Source organism: Arenimonas sp. (genome assembly GCF_022842045.1).
Classification (GTDB): Bacteria; Pseudomonadota; Gammaproteobacteria; order Xanthomonadales; family Xanthomonadaceae; genus Arenimonas.
This window is the reverse complement of the sequence record NZ_JALHQI010000004.1, coordinates 28397-45148: the sequence shown is the minus strand read 5'-3', so window position 1 is coordinate 45148 and position 16752 is coordinate 28397. Positions and strand designations below refer to the sequence as shown.

At 71.0% G+C, this 16752-nt stretch carries 13 protein-coding genes; 8 read left to right on the top strand and 5 right to left on the bottom strand.

What is annotated here, in order from left to right:
- Positions 1 to 83: 83 nt before the first annotated feature.
- Genes Q0C12_RS01945 through Q0C12_RS01935 form a run of 3 tightly spaced genes read right to left on the bottom strand, consistent with a single transcriptional unit; the run spans position 84 to position 3541 of the window.
- Positions 84 to 2018, bottom strand: a complete 1935-nt coding sequence (locus Q0C12_RS01945) for an acetyl-CoA hydrolase/transferase C-terminal domain-containing protein (protein WP_290885455.1) — start codon at positions 2016 to 2018, stop codon at positions 84 to 86.
- 22 nt (positions 2019 to 2040) lie between these two features.
- On the bottom strand, positions 2041 to 2868 hold the full coding sequence (locus Q0C12_RS01940; protein WP_290885452.1) for a S1/P1 nuclease: 828 nt from the start codon (positions 2866 to 2868) through the stop codon (positions 2041 to 2043).
- A 49-nt stretch (positions 2869 to 2917) separates the two neighbouring features.
- Complete coding sequence (locus Q0C12_RS01935; protein WP_290885448.1) at positions 2918 to 3541, bottom strand: OmpW family outer membrane protein; 624 nt, start codon at positions 3539 to 3541, stop codon at positions 2918 to 2920.
- A gap of 161 nt (positions 3542 to 3702) precedes the next feature.
- Here Q0C12_RS01935 and gap point away from each other — a divergent pair, with 161 nt between their 5' ends.
- A complete protein-coding gene (gene gap, locus Q0C12_RS01930) occupies positions 3703 to 4716 on the top strand; it encodes a type I glyceraldehyde-3-phosphate dehydrogenase (protein WP_290885445.1) in 1014 nt (337 codons plus the stop codon).
- 144 nt (positions 4717 to 4860) lie between these two features.
- Here the strand turns inward: gap and Q0C12_RS01925 are convergent, their stop codons facing one another.
- Both Q0C12_RS01925 and Q0C12_RS01920 read right to left on the bottom strand, forming a co-directional pair.
- On the bottom strand, positions 4861 to 5826 hold the full coding sequence (locus Q0C12_RS01925; protein ID WP_290885442.1) for an L-threonylcarbamoyladenylate synthase: 966 nt from the start codon (positions 5824 to 5826) through the stop codon (positions 4861 to 4863).
- A complete protein-coding gene (locus tag Q0C12_RS01920; protein WP_290885440.1) occupies positions 5823 to 6383 on the bottom strand; it encodes a GNAT family N-acetyltransferase in 561 nt (186 codons plus the stop codon). The genes Q0C12_RS01925 and Q0C12_RS01920 overlap by 4 nt, the downstream gene beginning before the upstream one ends.
- Before the next feature lie 88 nt (positions 6384 to 6471).
- Here Q0C12_RS01920 and Q0C12_RS01915 point away from each other — a divergent pair, with 88 nt between their 5' ends.
- From Q0C12_RS01915 to Q0C12_RS01885, 7 genes are all read left to right on the top strand, one after another.
- Positions 6472 to 7647 (top strand): phosphoglycerate kinase, encoded by a 1176-nt coding sequence (locus Q0C12_RS01915; RefSeq protein WP_290885437.1) that lies wholly within the window; start codon positions 6472 to 6474, stop codon positions 7645 to 7647.
- Positions 7647 to 8285: an HAD hydrolase-like protein gene (locus Q0C12_RS01910; protein ID WP_290885433.1), complete on the top strand. Its 639-nt coding sequence runs from the start codon at positions 7647 to 7649 to the stop codon at positions 8283 to 8285. Before Q0C12_RS01915 ends, Q0C12_RS01910 begins: the two co-directional genes overlap by 1 nt.
- A 78-nt stretch (positions 8286 to 8363) precedes the next feature.
- The gene (gene pyk / locus Q0C12_RS01905; protein ID WP_290885430.1) at positions 8364 to 9830 is read left to right on the top strand and encodes a pyruvate kinase; all 1467 of its coding nucleotides are present in this window, start codon (positions 8364 to 8366) and stop codon (positions 9828 to 9830) included.
- Between the two features lie 60 nt (positions 9831 to 9890).
- Positions 9891 to 10901, top strand: coding sequence for a class I fructose-bisphosphate aldolase (locus Q0C12_RS01900; RefSeq protein WP_290885427.1), 1011 nt, complete (start codon positions 9891 to 9893; stop codon positions 10899 to 10901).
- Between the two features lie 331 nt (positions 10902 to 11232).
- A complete protein-coding gene (locus Q0C12_RS01895) occupies positions 11233 to 12306 on the top strand; it encodes an efflux RND transporter periplasmic adaptor subunit (RefSeq protein ID WP_290885424.1) in 1074 nt (357 codons plus the stop codon).
- A 19-nt stretch (positions 12307 to 12325) separates the two neighbouring features.
- Entirely contained in the window at positions 12326 to 15448 is a 3123-nt protein-coding gene (locus tag Q0C12_RS01890) for an efflux RND transporter permease subunit (protein WP_290885421.1), read from the top strand.
- A 431-nt stretch (positions 15449 to 15879) separates the two neighbouring features.
- Positions 15880 to 16746, top strand: coding sequence for a TrmH family RNA methyltransferase (locus tag Q0C12_RS01885; protein WP_290885419.1), 867 nt, complete (start codon positions 15880 to 15882; stop codon positions 16744 to 16746).
- The last annotated feature ends 6 nt before the right edge of the window (positions 16747 to 16752 follow it).

The window sequence follows — 16752 nt, the reverse complement described above, 5'->3', positions numbered from 1 at the left end:
GTCTAATGCGGTCATGCCGCGAAGGGTCCGGCGGCGTCTGCGGCCGCCGCGCCGGGACCCGTCCCGGCGCCGGAGCGTGGCCTTCAGTCGCCGGCGGTGCGGCGAAGCGCCAGCGCGAGCACGCGCGCCTCGATTCGTTCCGACAGGCCGCGTGGTCGGTCCAGGCCCATGCGCGCCATGGCTTCGGCGTCGGTCGCGGCGCCGCCCGCCAGCGCCTGGCCCAGCAGGCGCAGTTTCGCCAGGCCGGTGGCGCGCGGCTTGAGCCAGGCCAGCGCCCGCACCAGCCGCTGTTCGACCTCGGTGAAGTCGCTGCCCATGGGGTAATCCGGCAGCACGCCCGCGCGGCGCAGCGGCGCCAGCCGGCGCGACAGCGCGGCGGCGTTGTTCCCGGGGACGACCAGTGCGCGGCCTTCGCCCAGCTTGCCTGCCTTCAGCGCCGCGCCGGCCAGCGCCGCCTGGTGGGCGGCATCGGTGATCGCCAGCATCGCGCGGATGCAGTCCTCGTCGTTGCGGCCGCGCAGGTCGGCGATGCCGTACTCGGTGATGGCGAGGTCGCGCAGGTGGCGGGGGATGGTGGTGTGACCGTAGTTCCAGACGACGTTGCCGGCGGTGCCGCGGGTGGCGCGCAGCATCAGCACCGAGCGCGCATCGTGCAGGGCGTGCGCCATCGCGACGAAGTTGTACTGGCCGCCGACGCCGGAGACCACGCGGCCATCGGCCAGGCCGTCGGACACCGCCGCGCCGAGCGCAGTCATCATCATGCAGGTGTTGAAGAAGCGTGCGTCGCGGCGCTGCTCGCGCTCGAGCGCCTCGTTGTTGCCGTAGAGCTCGTTGATGTGCGAGACGCGGGTCATGCCTATGCCGCGCGCCTGTTCCGGCGACAGCCCGCGCAGCCAGTCATAGAGCGCGTGCGAGCCGAGGTAGAAGGCGCCGTCGAGGTAGCGGCCTTCGGTGTCCAGGCGCTCGAGGTCGTGGGGCGTGGCCTGGCCGCGGTTGATGCGCGCCATGGCCGCGGTCTCGTCCAGCACCCGGCGCGACAGCACGCCGGCCTCGGCCAGGCGGCGGAAGCCGTCATTCACCATTTCGCTGGCGCCGTACAGGCCGAGCTTGAAGGGTTCGGTGCCGCCGGTGCTGCGCACCAGCGCCGAAGCGGCCAGCCCGGGCGACAGCGCCTCGAGCGCGGCCAGGTAGTCGGCGTTGCGCGTGTGGCGCAGCACCAGCGCGTGGCAGAGCGCATCCGACAGCGAGCCGATGCCGATTTGCAGCGTGCCGCCGTCGCGCACCAGCGCGCTGGCGTAAAGGCCGATGGCGTAGTCGGCGTCGCCGACCGGTTCGCGCACCAGCGCGAACAGCCTGGGCGCCGGGCCGGGCAGGTCGACCACGGCGTCGAAGAAGTGCGCTTGCACCGCGCAGGGGCCGTCCATCCAGGGCAGGTTCGGGTCCACCTCGGCCACCATGAAGGGCCGTGGCTTGCCCAGCCGCGCGGTCTCGTCGAGCAGGTCGAAGGTGAGGTCGGGGTTGCAGCTCAGGCTCAGCCGCGTGCCGCCGGGCTCGCGGGCGACCTTCTGCACGACGGCGTTGGCGCCGCGCTCGGCCACGGCGCGCGCCACGTGGGTGTAGTTGAGGCTGGTGTAGTGCCGCTGCGCCTGGCGCGAGCCGAGCAGGGCGCCGGACTGCATGTAGAACTCCTCGACCACCACGTTCGGCGGCAGCGCATCGCGGCGCATGGCCAGCGCATAGTCGAGCGCCGGGAAGCCTTCGCCGAAGTGCCGCGACAGGAACGGCGCGAGGAAGCGCTTCTGCAGCCCCTGGCCGGCGGACGGTGGCGTCAGTGAAAGCGCGGTCAGCAGCTGCAGCGACAGCGACGGGTCGGCGGCCACGCGCCGCGTGATCGCGTTGAGGAGCCGATGCGGCTTGCCCAGGCCCAGCGGCGCCGCGAGCACCAGCGACGGGCCGGTCGCCGCGAACAGCGCGTCGACGCTTGCGTCCAGTGAATCGAGTGGGAGCGGGCGGTGCATGCCTGGCGGCTCCTCGTGCACTTCAGGGGGCGAGCGCGTCGTTGATCAACCGGGCCAGGCGGTCGCCGGCCTGGCGGATGCGGCGCTCGGCGGTGGGGCGGTGCTTGTCGAGGTAGGCGTCGCCGAGGTTGCGGCGGCGCTTGGGCGGGTAAGCCTGTTCGCTGGCGATCAGGCGGCAGGATTCCAGCGTCCAGGCCAGTGCGGGATTCAGCGCGTCGATGGCCGGGTCGGCCGGCACCGGCGACCTCAGCAGCTTCTCGACGTAGCCGGCGTTGTCCAGCCCGGCGCTCTGCAGGATCCAGTAATCCCAGACGCCGTGCAGGTTGGTGCCCTGGCCTTCGGGCCGCGCCTTGCCGCGGTAGTTGACCTGGAAGTTGTTGCCGCCGCGGTCGTGCGCGAACCCGGCGTGCATCGGCTGGTGCGCATCGCCCACGAAGTGCACGACGAACTTGAGCGCGTTGCGCCGGTCCTCGTCGCTGCGGCTGCGGTCGGCCAGGATCGCGGCCTGGGCGTTGATGGCACCGATGACGCAATTGCCTCCGGGGCAGTCGCGCGCCGGCTGGTAATCGCAGCCTTCGCCGGGGAAGTTGACGTAGTGCCAGCGGCTGCTGAGTTCGCCCAGCGGGTTGCCGGTGGTGCGGCTTTCGGCGCGGATCTCGTCGGCCCAGACCGAAACGCCGGCCAGGGTGGGGTTGGGTTCGCCTTCCAGCAGGCGGCGGACCTCGGCCAGCGCGGCCGGCGAGAGCTCACGCTCCGCCAGCTCGCCGACCAGCTGGTGGCCCTGCTTGCTCCAGGCCAGGGCCTGGCCGCAAAGCGCCAGGAGGATGAGGGCGGAAAAGGTTCTCTTCATGGCCGCCGACTTTACGCCAGCGGCGATGAGTCCGGCTATCACGACGGGCTCAGAAAGCCCAGACGAAGGCGGCGCCGTACACCACCGGGTCGATGTCCACGGTGCCGACGTCGGCGCCGTTGACCTTCACGTCGGCGTCGATGTCGATCCAGCGGGCATCCACGCGCAGCCACTTGGCCTTGCCGATGGCGAAGTCGACGCCGGCGTGGGCGGCAAGGCCCAGCGAGTCGTCGAGTTCCAGCTCCGTGCCCGCCAGCGGGCCACGGGTTTCTTCCTCGAAGAAGAGCGTGTAGTTCAGGCCGGCGCCAATGAAGGGCTTGATCCGCTGGCTGCCTTCGAAGTGGTACTGCAAGGTCACGGTCGGCGGCAGGTGCTTGGTGGAGCCGGAGGAGGCGCCGTTGAGCCGGATGTCGTGCTCGAAGGGCAGGGAGGCCAGGACTTCCAGGCCCAGGCGCGGGCTGAAGAAGTACTCGGCGGTGATCGTCGGGCGCCAGTCGCTGCCGACGTCGGTGGCCAGGGCGCCGCCGGCCAGCGTGCCGTTGTCGGAGGCCGGGTCGACCCCATGGACGCCGACCGAGAAGGTCCAGTCGCCGGCCTCCTGGGCCATGGCGGCGGGGGCGAGGGCCAGGGCCGCCAGGGCGGCCAGCGGGGCGAAACGGGTGGAAAGGCGCATGGGACTACTCCAGTGGGGAACTGGCGCCAGTGTCCTACCGGGGGCGGCGGTGGCATTTGAGGTGGGTCAAATCGCCCGCCGGGTCGTGCCGGGCGCCCGGGGTTGCTAAAATGCCGGGCTTTCCACCCACCCCCGGCCCGTCGCCGGCACCAGGAGCCCCCATGTCCATCAAGGTCGCCATCAATGGCTACGGCCGCATCGGCCGCAACATCCTGCGCGCGCTGTACGAAGCCAAGCGCAACCACGAAATCACCATCGTGGCCATCAACGACCTGGGCGATGCCGAGACCAATGCGCACCTGACCCAGTACGACACCGCCCACGGCAAGTTCCCGGGCACGGTATCGGTGGATGGCGGCGACCTGATCGTCAACGGCGACCGCATCAAGGTGTGCGCCGAGCGCGACCCGTCCAAGCTGCCCTGGGGCGCGCTGGGCGTGGACGTGGTGCTCGAGTGCACCGGCCTGTTCACCTCGAAGGCCAAGGCCTCGGCGCACCTCGCGGCCGGCGCCAAGAAAGTGATCATCTCCGCCCCGGGCGGCAGCGACGTGGACAACACCATCGTCTTCGGCGTCAACCACGGCAGCCTGAAGGCCGCCGACACCGTCATCTCGAACGCCTCCTGCACCACCAACTGCCTGGCGCCGCTGGCCATGGTGCTGCACGAGAAGATCGGCATGGTGCACGGCCTGATGACCACCATCCACGCCTACACCAACGACCAGGTGCTCACCGACGTCTTCCACAGCGACCTGCGCCGCGCCCGCTCGGCCACCCAGTCGCAGATCCCGACCAAGACCGGCGCCGCCGCCGCGGTCGGCCTGGTGCTGCCGGAACTCAACGGCAAGCTCACCGGCTTCTCGATGCGCGTGCCGACCATCAACGTCTCGGTGGTCGACCTGTCGTACGTGGCCGCGCGCAGCACCACGAAGGAAGAAATCGACGCCGTGATCAAGGAAGCCAGCGACGGACGCCTCAAGGGCATCCTCGGCTTCAACACCAAGCCGCTGGTGTCGATCGACTTCAACCACGACCCGCACAGCTCGGTCTACGACAGCACCCTGACCCAGGTCATGGGCGGCACGCTGGTGAAGGTCTGCTCGTGGTACGACAACGAGTGGGGCTTCTCGAACCGCATGCTCGACACCACCCTGGCGCTGATGGCCGCCAAGTAATCCCGCGACATCGCGTCACCCCGAAGCCCCGGCCCCGCGCCGGGGCTTTTTCATGGCGGGCATCGCGGTCGGGCGGAAATCCACTCCAATTGCTTGGACTATCCGCGGTTATCCGCGTGAATCCGCGTCAAAGAAGCGGTTGCTTCAAGGTGCGTCATCGGCGAGCCCGGCGCCGGCGGCCGAGCGGCGCAGGCGGTCGTGCACGGCCAGCCAGGCTTCGCCCTCGGGCGGGCGCTCGGCCAGCAGCAGGTTGACGCCGCGGGCGTCCAGCTCGCGCAGGCCGGCGTAGAGGCCGTGGGCGTAGCCCAGTGCGTCGGCGGGCAGGGCGAGTCCTTCGACGCCGGCCGGCAGCGTGCCGCGCGCCAGCACCGCCACGCGCTTTCCCAGCGCCTGCTGTTCCGTCGCTTCGGACGTCAGCGCGGCGCGCGCCAGCATCAGCAGCGGCGTGCGCGGCGCGTAGTGGGCTTCAAGCGTGCCCGAGGCGCGCGGGCTGTGCGCGTCGGCACCGGCTTCGACCGGGCCGGCCACGGACTCCAGCTCCGCCTGCGAAATCCGGCCGGGGCGCAGGATGCGCGGCGTCGCGCCGGACAAATCAAGGATGGTGCTTTCGATGCCGACCTCGCATTCGCCGCCGTCGAGCACGACCGGCACGGCACCGCCGAACTCCTCGCGCACGTGCGCGGCGGTGGTCGGGCTGATGCGGCCGAAGCGGTTGGCCGACGGCGCCGCGAGGCCGCCACCGAAGGCGCGCAGCAGCGCCAGCGCCAGCGGATGCGCGGGGCAGCGCAGGCCGACCGTGGCCTGGCCGCCGGTGACTTCGTCGGGCACCTGCGGCTGCTTGCGCAGGATCAGGGTCAGCGGCCCGGGCCAGAAGCGCGCGGCCAGTGCACGCGCCGCCGCGGGAATGTCGAGCGCCCAGTCATCGAGCTGCTCCGCGCCGGCCACGTGCACGATCAGCGGATGGTCGGCGGGCCGGCCCTTGAGCGCGAAGATCCTGCGCACCGCCTCGGGTCGCGAGGCGTCGGCGGCGAGGCCGTAGACGGTCTCCGTCGGCAGCCCGATCGCTTCGCCGGCGCGCAGGGCAGCCAGAGCCTGTTCCAGCGTGCTCATGCGGCGCCCACGTATTCGTGCCGCAGCAGGCCGAAGATCACCGAGTCGGAGAACTCGCCGCCCACGCGCCAGCGATTTCGCAGCACGCCCTCGCGCTGGAAACCCAGCTTCTCGAGCAGCCGGCAGGAGGCCAGGTTGCGCGGATCCACGTCGGCCTCGATGCGCTCCAGCCCGAGTACGTCGAAGGCGTGCGCCAGCGCCAGCCGCACCGCTTCGCTGGCCAGGCCCTGGCCCTGCCGGGAGGGCAGCAGCGAGTAGCCCAGTTCCGCCCGGTGCATCGGCCCGGCCAGCGCGAACAGCGAGGCCGTGCCGATGAACCGGTCGTCGCGGCGGTCGGCCACGGCCCAGCCGTACACCGAGGGGGGTCCCCAGGGAATGCGCTCGGCCAGCCAGGCCTCGGCCTGGGCGCGCTCGGTCCAGGCCGCGAAGCTCCAGAAGCGGGTGACTTCGGGCGAGCTGTAGAGCGCGAACACGTCGTCCACGTCGCCGGCGCGCATCGGCCGCAGGCGCAGGCGCTCGCTTTCCAGGACGGGCAGGGGCGGGGACAGGTCGGGCATGCCGCATTCTCCCACGGCCGCCGCCGGGTTTGCCCCGGGTGCGCCGGGCGGGGGAAAATGCCGGTCTTCCCCGTTCCCGGAGCCACCCATGACCCTCCTTCGCATGGCCGACCTCGACCTGGCCGGCAAGCGCGTGCTGATCCGCGAAGACCTCAACGTGCCGGTCAAGGACGGCGTGATCACCTCCGAACAGCGCATCACCGCCGCCCTGCCGACGATCCGGCTGGCGCTGGAGAAGGGCGCCGCGGTGATGGTCACCTCGCACCTGGGCCGTCCCAAGGAGGGCGTGTGGACGCAGGAGGATTCGCTGGCGCCGGTCGCCGCCCGCCTGGGCGAGCTGCTGGGCCGCGACGTGCCGCTGGTGAAGGACTGGGTGGACGGCGTGCAGGTGCAGCCCGGCCAGCTGGTGCTGCTCGAGAACTGCCGCATGAACGTCGGCGAGAAGTCCGACGACGAAGCGCTGTCGAAGAAGTACGCCGCGCTCTGCGACGTCTACGTCATGGACGCCTTCGGCACCGCCCACCGCGCCCAGGCCTCCACCCACGGTGCCATCCGCTTCGCCAAGGTCGCCTGCGGCGGCCCGCTGCTGATGGCCGAACTCGACGCGCTGGCCAAGGCCCTGTTGGCGCCGGCGCGCCCGCTGATCGCGATCGTCGCCGGCTCGAAGGTCAGCACCAAGCTCGAGCTGCTCTCGAACCTGGTGTCGAAGGTGGACCAGCTGATCGTCGGCGGCGGCATCGCCAACACCTTCATCGCCGCGATGGGCCACCCGGTGGGCAAGTCGCTGTGCGAGGCCGACCTGCTCGACACTGCGCGCCAGATCATGGCCGACGCCAAGGCCCGCGGCGCCGACATCCCGGTGCCGACCGACGTGGTGGTCGCACCGGCCTTCGCCGCCGACGCGCCCGCCACGGTGAAGCCGGTCTCCGAGGTCGGCCCGGACGACATGATCCTCGACATCGGCCCCGAAACCGCCGCGCGCTATGCCGGCATGATCCGGAAGGCCGGCAGCGTGATCTGGAACGGCCCGGTCGGCGTGTTCGAGTTCGACGCCTTCGGCAAGGGCACCGAGACCCTGGCCCGCGCCATCGCCGACTCCGCCGCGTTCTCGATCGCCGGCGGCGGCGACACCCTGGCCGCGGTCGACAAGTACGGCGTCGAGGCCGGCATCAGCTACATCTCCACCGGCGGCGGCGCCTTCCTCGAGTTCTGCGAAGGCAAGGAGCTGCCGGCGGTCGCGGCGCTGAAGGCGCGCGCGGGCTGATGGCGACGATCTTCTTCGATCTCGACGGCACCCTGATCGACTCCGCGGTCGGCATCACCCGCTGCGTCGCGCACGCGCTGCAGCAGCTGGGCGAACCGGTGCCCGACGACGCGGCGCTGCGCCGCTGGATCGGCCCGCCGCTGCGCGACAGCTTCGGGCCACTGCTGAACGACGCGGCCCGCACCGAGGCGGCCGTGCAGCACTACCGCGACCGTTTCGAGACCCACGGCTGGGCCGAGCACGACCTCTACGAAGGCATTGGCGAGGCCGTGCTGGCGCTGTCCGCGGCCGGCCACCGGCTGGCCGTGGTCACCGCCAAGAACGAGCCGCATGCGCGCAAGATCATCAACCACCTGCCGTTCGGCCACGCCTTCGAGGACGTGATCGGCGCGACGCACTGCGGTCGCCTTAGCCACAAGCCCGAGCTGATCGCGGAAGCGCTGCAGCGGCTGGCCCTGTCGCCCGAGGGCGCGTGGATGATCGGCGACCGGCACATGGACATCGACGGCGCCAGGCACCACGGCATGGACTCGGTGGGCGTGCTCTGGGGCTTCGGCGGCGAAGCCGAGCTGCGCCGCGCCGGCGCCACGCGGTTGGTGGCGACGCCCGCGGAACTGCCGGGGCTGTTCCGCGCCTGAGCCGCGCCCGGGTCGTGCAGCGTGGTCACGCCGGTGTGCTAGCGTGGCACCGATAGCCCAACGATTTCCGCGAAACCCATGAGCCACGCCCTGCGCCGCACCAAGATCCTCGCCACCCTCGGCCCCGCCACCGACGCCCCCGGCGTGCTCGACGAGCTGGTGCGCGCCGGCGTCAACGTGGTGCGACTCAATTTCTCGCACGGCACGCCGGCCCACCACGCCGCCCGCGTCGCCGCGGTGCGCGAGGCCGCGGCGCGCGCTGGCCGCGAGGTCGGCATCCTGGCCGACCTGCAGGGCCCGAAGATCCGCATCGAGAAGTTCGAAGAGGACAAGGTGCTGCTCAAGGCCGGCCAGGACTTCACCCTGGTCTGCCGCGCCGACGCGCCGCCGGGCGATGCCCGCCAGGTCGGCGTCAGCTACCTGGGCCTGGTCCACGACGTCCACCCGGGTGACACGCTGCTGCTCGACGACGGCCTGATGGCGGTCGAGGTCACCGCGGTCGAGGGCGCGAACATCCATACCCGCGTGCTCACCGACGGCGTGCTGTCGAACCGCAAGGGCCTCAACCGCCTCGGCGGCGGCCTGTCGCTGGGGGCGCTCACCGACCAGGACAAGGAGCACATCGAGATCGCGGCCAAGCTCGGCGTCGATTTCCTGGCCGTGTCCTTCTGCCGTTCGGCCGCCGACATGGACGAGGCGCGCGCCCTGGCCCGCGCCGCCGGCAGCGACGCCTTCCTGGTGGCGAAGATCGAGCGCGCCGAAGCCATCGAGAACCTGGTCGAGATCACCATCGCCTCGGACGTGGTGATGGTGGCCCGCGGCGACCTGGGCGTCGAGATCGGCGACGCCGAACTGCCGGGCCTGCAAAAGAAAATCATCAAGACCGCGCTCGAGCACAACCGGGTGGTGATCACGGCGACGCAGATGCTGCAGTCGATGGTGGACAACCCCATCCCGACCCGGGCCGAGGTGCTGGACGTGGCCAATTCGGTCATCGACGGCACCGACGCGGTGATGCTCTCGGCCGAGACCGCCTCGGGCAACTACCCGGTCAAGGCGGTCGAGGCGATGGTGCGCATCTGCCTGGGCGCCGAGCGCCAGTTCGACCACGACACCGATTTCGAGAAGGCGCCGCGCAACCTGCAGGCCGCCGACCAGGCCATCGCCATGGCCAGCATGTTCCTGGCCGAACACATCCAGGTGCGCGCGATCATCGCCCTGACCGAGTCCGGCGGCACCGCCCGCTACCTGTCGCGCTTCCGCTCGTCGGTGCCGATCTACGGCCTGTCCCGCCACGACGGCGCGCGCCGGCGCATGGCGATGATTCGCGATGTCTTCCCGGTGAACTTCGACAGCACCGGCCTGGCCACCCGCGAGGCCGCGCGCGGCGCCATCCGCCAGCTGTTCCAGGCCGGCCTGCTGGCCGAGGACGACCGGGTGATCATCACCAGCGGCGACCACATGGAACTCCACGGCGCCACCAACACCCTGCGCCTGCTCAAGGTCGGCCCCAACGGCACCGCCGAAGGCCTCGGCGAGCTCTGAGGCAGGTTCCCGGTTGGGCTATAATGCGGCCCCTCTCAGCCAACCCCCGGGAACCCGTCCATGAGCATCGACCAACTCGCCGAAATCGCCCAGGCCATGGTGGCCCCGGGCAAGGGCATCATCGCCATCGATGAGTCCACCGCCACCATCAAGAAGCGGTTCGACGGCGTCGGCATCGAGTGCACGGAAGAGAACCGTCGCGCCTACCGCGAGATGCTGCTGACCACCCCGAAGCTGGGTGACTACATCTCGGGCGCCATCCTGTACGACGAGACCCTGCGCCAGAGCACCAAGGCCGGCGTGCCCTTCACCAAGGTCATGATGGACAACGGCATCCTGCCGGGCATCAAGGTCGACCTGGGCGCCAAGCCGCTGGCGGGCTTCCCGGGCGAGCTGGTCACCGAAGGCCTGGACGGCCTGCGCGACCGCCTGAAGGAATACGCCAAGCTGGGCGCCAAGTTCGCCAAGTGGCGCGCCGTGATCACCATCGGCGAGGACGCGCCGTCGGGCACCTGCATCGAGGCCAACTGCCACGCCCTGGCCCGCTACGCCGCGCTCTGCCAGGAAGCCGGCATCGTGCCGATGGTGGAGCCGGAAGTGCTGATGGACGGCGAGCACGACATCGACACCTGCTACGAGATCACCGAAGTGACCCTGCGCTCGCTGTTCGGCGCGCTGTACGAGCACAACATCATGCTCGAGGGCACCATCCTGAAGGCCTCGATGGTCGTCTCCGGCAAGGACTGCCCGGAGCAGGCCAGCGTCGAGGACGTCGCCGAGATGACCCTGCGCTGCCTGAAGTCGGCCGTGCCGGCGACCCTGCCGGGCATCGTGTTCCTGTCGGGCGGCCAGAGCGACGACGACGCCACCGCCCACCTCGACGCCATGAACCGGCTGGGTGCCAAGCCCTGGCCGCTGAGCTTCAGCTACGGCCGCGCCATGCAGTCGGCCGCGCTGCAGCTGTGGTCGAAGGACCTGGTCGGCAACCTTGCCGCCGCGCAGCAGACCGTCTATGCCCGCGCCAAGGCCAACGGCCTGGCCGCGCTGGGCAAGTGGACCAAGGGCGCCTGAGCCCGTTGGCGGGCCCCGGGCCCGCCGTCCACATCCCGTGGGAGGGACGTCGGTCCCGATGCATTCCACCGGAAGGCATCGGGACTGACGTCCCTCCCACGGGTGTTTTGGGGGCCGGTTGTTCCGGGGGCGTCAACGCATCGTGCCGTCGTGCGTTTGTCGACGGATGCCCCCCGTTCGCGCCCCCGTGACGCCCCGACCGTAAACTCGCAGCCGGTTCGTGCCCCCGCCCGTGCGCTGAACTTTCGCGTTGCGGCCGGGTCCAGACTGCACCCCGTTCCCGGCGCCCCGCCCACCGCGCGGCGCCCGCCAGACCAAGGAATCCCGCCCGATGAAGCCGTTCCCGCGACTCCCGTTCGCCCTGCTCGCCGCCGCGCTCGCCCTGGCCGGCTGCGATGCCGAGCAGGCCGCGCCCTCGGGCCCGCCGGCGGCGACCGTCACCGCCACCACCGTGGCCAGGCAGCCCTGGTCCGACACCCTCGAGGCGCTGGGTACCGCGCGCGCCAACGAGTCGGTGATGCTCACCGCCAAGGTCACCGAGACCGTGGTCAAGGTGAACTTCGAGGATGGCGCCCTGGTCGAAGCCGGCGACGTGCTGGTGGATCTGTCCGGCCGCGTCGAGGTGGCCGGCCTGGCCGAGGCCGCCGCGGCCTACCGCGAGGCGCAGCAGCAGTACCAGCGCCAGCAGCAGCTGGCCGCGCAGAAGCTCATCCCCGCCGGCCAGCTCGACACCCAGCGTGCCGCGATGGAGGCCTCGCGGGCCCGGCTCGACGCCACCCGTGCCCGGCTTTCCGACCGCGTGATCACCGCACCCTTCGCCGGCGTGCTGGGCTTCCGCCAGGTCAGCCCCGGCACCCTGGTCACGCCGGGTACGGCCATCGCCAGCCTCGACGACGTCTCGGTGGTCAAGCTCGACTTCGCCGTGCCCGAGGCCTTCCTGTCGGCTGTGGCCAATGGCCAGGTCATCACCGCCGCCAGCGCCGCGTGGCCCGACCGTGAGTTCACCGGCGTGGTCACCACGGTCGACTCGCGCGTCGACCCGGTCACCCGTGCCGTCACCGTGCGCGCCGAGCTGCCCAACCCGGACCGCCAGCTGCGCCCGGGCATGCTGCTCAGCGTGCGCCTGTTCCGCCCCGAGCGCGAGGCGCTGGTGATCCCGGAGATCGCCGTGATCCAGGTGGCGCAGCGCGCGCACGTGTTCCGCATGAAGGACGACGGCAGCGTCGAGCAGGTCTACGTGACCCTGGGCCAGCGCCGACGCGGCGAAGTGGAGGTCGTCGAGGGCCTCTCGGCCGGCGACCGGATCGTGGTGGACGGCGTGGTCAAGCTGCGCGACGGCGCCCGCGTCAGCGAGGTGACCGCCCCGGCCCCGGCCACCACCGACACCGACGACAAGGCCGCCTGACGGCGCTCCGAGGTATCCCATGGTCCTCTCCGACGTTTCGATCAAGCGCCCGGTCTTCGCGACCGTCATGAGCCTGCTGCTGGTGGTGTTGGGCGTGATCGCCTTCACCCGCCTGACCCTGCGCGAACTGCCCAATATCGACCCGCCGATCGTGTCGGTGGAGGTGTCCTACCCCGGCGCTTCGGCGGCGGTGGTGGAAACCCGCATCACGCAGATCCTCGAGGACGCGGTGGCCGGCATCGAGGGCATCGAGACGGTGGAGTCGCGCAGCCGCAACGGCCAGGCGCAGGTGACGCTGGAGTTCTCGCTGTCGCGCGACATCGAGGCCGCCGCCAACGACGTGCGCGACGCCATCAGCCGCATCGGCGACCGCATGCCGCCCGAGGCCGACCCGCCGGAGATCGAGAAGGTCGAGTCCGACGCCGAGGTCATCCTCTGGCTGAACATGAACTCGTCGAACATGGACACGCTGGCGCTGAGCGACTACGCCGAGCGCTACGTGGTCGACCGCCTGTCGAGCATCGACGGCGTGGCCCAGGTCCGGGTCGGTGGCCAGCAGCGCTACTCGATGCGCGTCTGGCTCGACCGCGAGGCGCTGGCCGCCCGCGGGCTCACCGTCAACGACGTCGAGAACGCGCTGCGGCGCGAGAACGTCGAGCTTCCTGCGGGCAGCATCGAGTCGCAGGACCGCGACTTCACCCTGCGCGTGATGCGCAACTACGCCGAGGCCGAGGACTTCGCCCAGCTGACCCTGGCCAAGGGCGACGACGGCTACCTGGTGCGGCTGGCCGACGTGGCCAAGGTCGAGCGGGCTTCCTCGGAGCGCCGCGCCTATTTCCGCGGCAACGGCCAGCCCAACATCGGCCTGGGCGTGGTCAAGACCTCCACCGCCAACAGCCTCGACGTGGCGCGCGCGGTGAAGGAAGCGCTGCCGGCGATCCAGGACACCTTGCCGCAGGGTACCGACATCTTCGTCGCCTTCGACAGCACCATCTTCATCGACGCCGCCGTGGACCGGGTCTATTGGACCCTGTTCGAGGCGGTGATCCTGGTGCTGATCGTGATCTACCTGTTCCTCGGCAGCGTGCGCGCCGCGCTGATCCCGGCGGTAACGGTGCCAATCTGCCTGATGACCGTGTTCATCGCGCTCTGGGCCTTCGGCTTCACCATCAACCTGCTGACGCTGCTGGCCCTGGTGCTTTCCATCGGCCTGGTGGTCGACGATGCCATCGTGGTGCTGGAGAACGTGCAGCGCCGCGCCGACCTGGGCGAGCCGCCGCTGGTGGCCGCGCGCCGCGGCACGGCGCAGGTGGCGTTCGCGGTGATCGCGACCACGGCGGTGCTGGCGGCGGTTTTCCTGCCGGTGGGCTTCATCGAGGGCAACGCCGGCCGGCTGTTCCGCGAACTGTCGGTGGCGATGGCGGCGGCCGTGCTGATCTCGGCCTTCGTGGCGCTGACGCTGACGCCGATGATGTGCTCGAAGCTGATCCGCGCGCACGAGGCGCCGCGCGGCCTGAACAAGTGGGTGCAGGGCCACCTCGAGTCGCTGGGTCGCGGCTACCGCCGCGCGGTCGAGCGCACCGTGGGCCGGCCGCTGCTGATGGGCGGTGCGCTGCTGGGGTCGCTCGGCCTGTCCTGGTTCATGGTGCAGCTGATCCCGGTCGAGCTGACGCCGCCCGAGGACCGCGGCGCCTTCTTCATCTCGGTGGTCGGCCCCGAGGGCGCGGGTTACGACTACACCGTCAAGCAGATGCAGCAGGTCGAGGAGCGGCTGTTCAAGTACGTCGGCGAGGGCCAGCCGATCGACCGCGCCAACACCCGCGTGCCGGGCGGCTTCGGCCCGGGCGGCGACATGCACACCGGCCAGGTGATCGCCCTGCTCAAGCCATGGAACGAGCGCGACACCGGTACCGCCGAGCTGGTCGAGAAAATCCGCGCCGACATGGCCTCGCTGCCGGGCGTTATCGCGCGTCCGCAGGTGCGCTCGGGCCTGGTCCGTTCCGGCGGCCAGCCGCTGCAGATCGTGCTGGGCGGCCCGGACTACGCCGAGTTGGCGGAGTGGCGCGACCGCGTGCTGGCGCGCATGGAGGAGAACCCGCGCCTGTTCAGCGCCGACTCCGACTACAAGGAAACCCGGCCGCAGCTGCGCGTGGAGATCGACCGCGCCCGCGCGGCCGACCTCGGCGTGTCGGTGCAGGAGGTTGGCCGCACGCTCGAGACGATGATGGGCTCGCGCCGCGTCACCACCTACGTCGAGGATGGCGAGGAGTACGACGTGATCCTGCAGGCCCAGCAGGAGGACCGCGGCTCCCCGAGCGACCTGGCCAACCTGTACGTGCGTTCGTCCACTTCGGGCGAACTGATCCCGCTCGCCAACCTGGTCACGCTGACCGAACTGGCGGAGCCGGGCCAGTTCAACCGGTTCAACCGCCTGCGCGCGATCACCCTCTCGGCCGGCCTGGCGCCGGACTACACGCTGGGCGAAGCGCTGGCCTGGGTGCAGCAGGTGATCGACGAGGAGCTGCCCGAGCGCGCCCAGATCGACTACAAGGGAGAATCGCGCGAGTACCAGACCGCCGGCAGCGCGGTGCTGTTCACGCTGGCTATGGCGCTGCTGGTGGTGTACCTGGTGCTGGCCGCGCAGTTCGAAAGCTTCCTGCATCCGCTGGTGATCATGCTGACGGTGCCGCTGGCGGTGCTGGGCGCGCTGATCGGCCTGTGGCTGTTCGGCAGTTCGCTCAATCTCTTCAGCCAGATCGGCATCGTGATGCTGGTCGGGCTGGCGGCGAAGAACGGCATCCTGATCGTCGAGTTCGCCAACCAGCTGCGCGACGAGGGCATGGCCATCCGCAACGCCATCGTGGAGTCGGCGGCCGTGCGCATGCGGCCGATCCTGATGACCTCGATCGCAACCATCATGGGCGCGGTGCCGCTGGTCGTGGCCGCCGGTCCGGGCTCGGCCAGCCGCGCCACCATCGGCATCGTGATCATCTCGGGCGTGGCGTTCTCGACCGCGCTGTCGCTGTTCGTGGTGCCGGCGTTCTATGCGCTGCTGGCGCCGTACACGCGGTCGCCGGAGGCGGTGGCGCGGAAGCTCGAGGAGCTCGAGTCCGAGACGCCCGCCGTGGGTGGCCATGCCTGATGTCCCGGCTTACGCCTGGACATCCCCAAGATTCGGTTCCGAATCTTGGGCCCCGAGTCGCGTTGCTTCCGATCCCTGCGCCTTCGGCGCGCCCCCTTACCAAGGGGGACTGATTTCGGGCTGACGCCCTGAAATCCCCAAGATTCGGTTCCGAATCTTGGGCCCCGAGTCGCGTTGCTTCCGATCCCTGCGCCTTCGGCGCGCCCCCTTACCAAGGGGGCTTCCTTCTACGGGCTTCCGGTAGACTGGCGGCTTCTTATTTCTGCTGCCAGCTCGGTGGGGCGAAGCCTATGACTGACCGTAAGCCGCCGCAGGGTGAATCTCCTTATCGTGGGCCGCCGGCGGGGAAGCCGCGGGACAAACGCGAGCGGGAGCGTGATCGGCAGGCGCCGGGTCCGGCTGCACCAGACGCGGGAGCGCGCCGGCCAGCCGTGGATGCGGGTTCCGGTCGGCGAGCGGCGGTGCATGCAGGCGGTTCGCGGCGTCCGCCGTCGGCGCAGGAATTGGCGCGGGACGAGGCCGATGCCGAGTTGCTGCGCGGGAGCGTCGCGGGGCCGCGGCCGCCGCGGGAGCAGCGGATCCATGGCTTCAATGCCTGCCTGGCGATGTTCGCGCGGCGGCCGGGCGACCTGCGCAAGGTGTGGCTGCTCGAGTCCCGCATCCCGGCGTTGAAGGCGGTGCTGGCGCACTGTGTACAGCATCGCCTCGGCTACACCGTCGTCGGCGACGAGGACCTGCGCAAGCTCTCCGGCAGCGAGCACCACGAGGGCGTCGTGTTCGGCGCGGTGCCGGCGCCCGAGCAGAACCTGTCGGAGTGGTTGCGCATGCTGCCGCCCGGCCCGCAGCTGGCGATCTGGCTTGATGGCGTCGGCAACCCGCACAACCTCGGCGCCATCCTGCGCTCGGCCGCGCACTTTGGCGCCGCGGGCCTGCTGCTGCCCAAGGACGGTGCACTGGCGCTGTCCGGCGCCGCCGCGCGCGTGGCCGAAGGCGGCGCCGAGCAGGTGCCGCTGGTGCGCCTGGGACGCAGCGACAACAGCCTGGCCCAGCTGGCCTCGGCCGGATTCCAGGCGGTGGCGACCGTGGTGCGTGGCGGCCAGTCGCTCTACGCCACCGCGCTGCCCGGCCGCCTGCTGCTGGTGATGGGCGCCGAACAGACCGGCCTCGATCCCGCGCTGGCCCAGGCCGCGGCGCTGCGCCTGGGCATCCCCGGCAGCGGTGCCGTCGAAAGCCTCAACGTCGCCGCGGCCACCGCGGTCTTCCTGGGCGAATGGTGGCGCCAGCACCGGGCCGGATGAATCCTT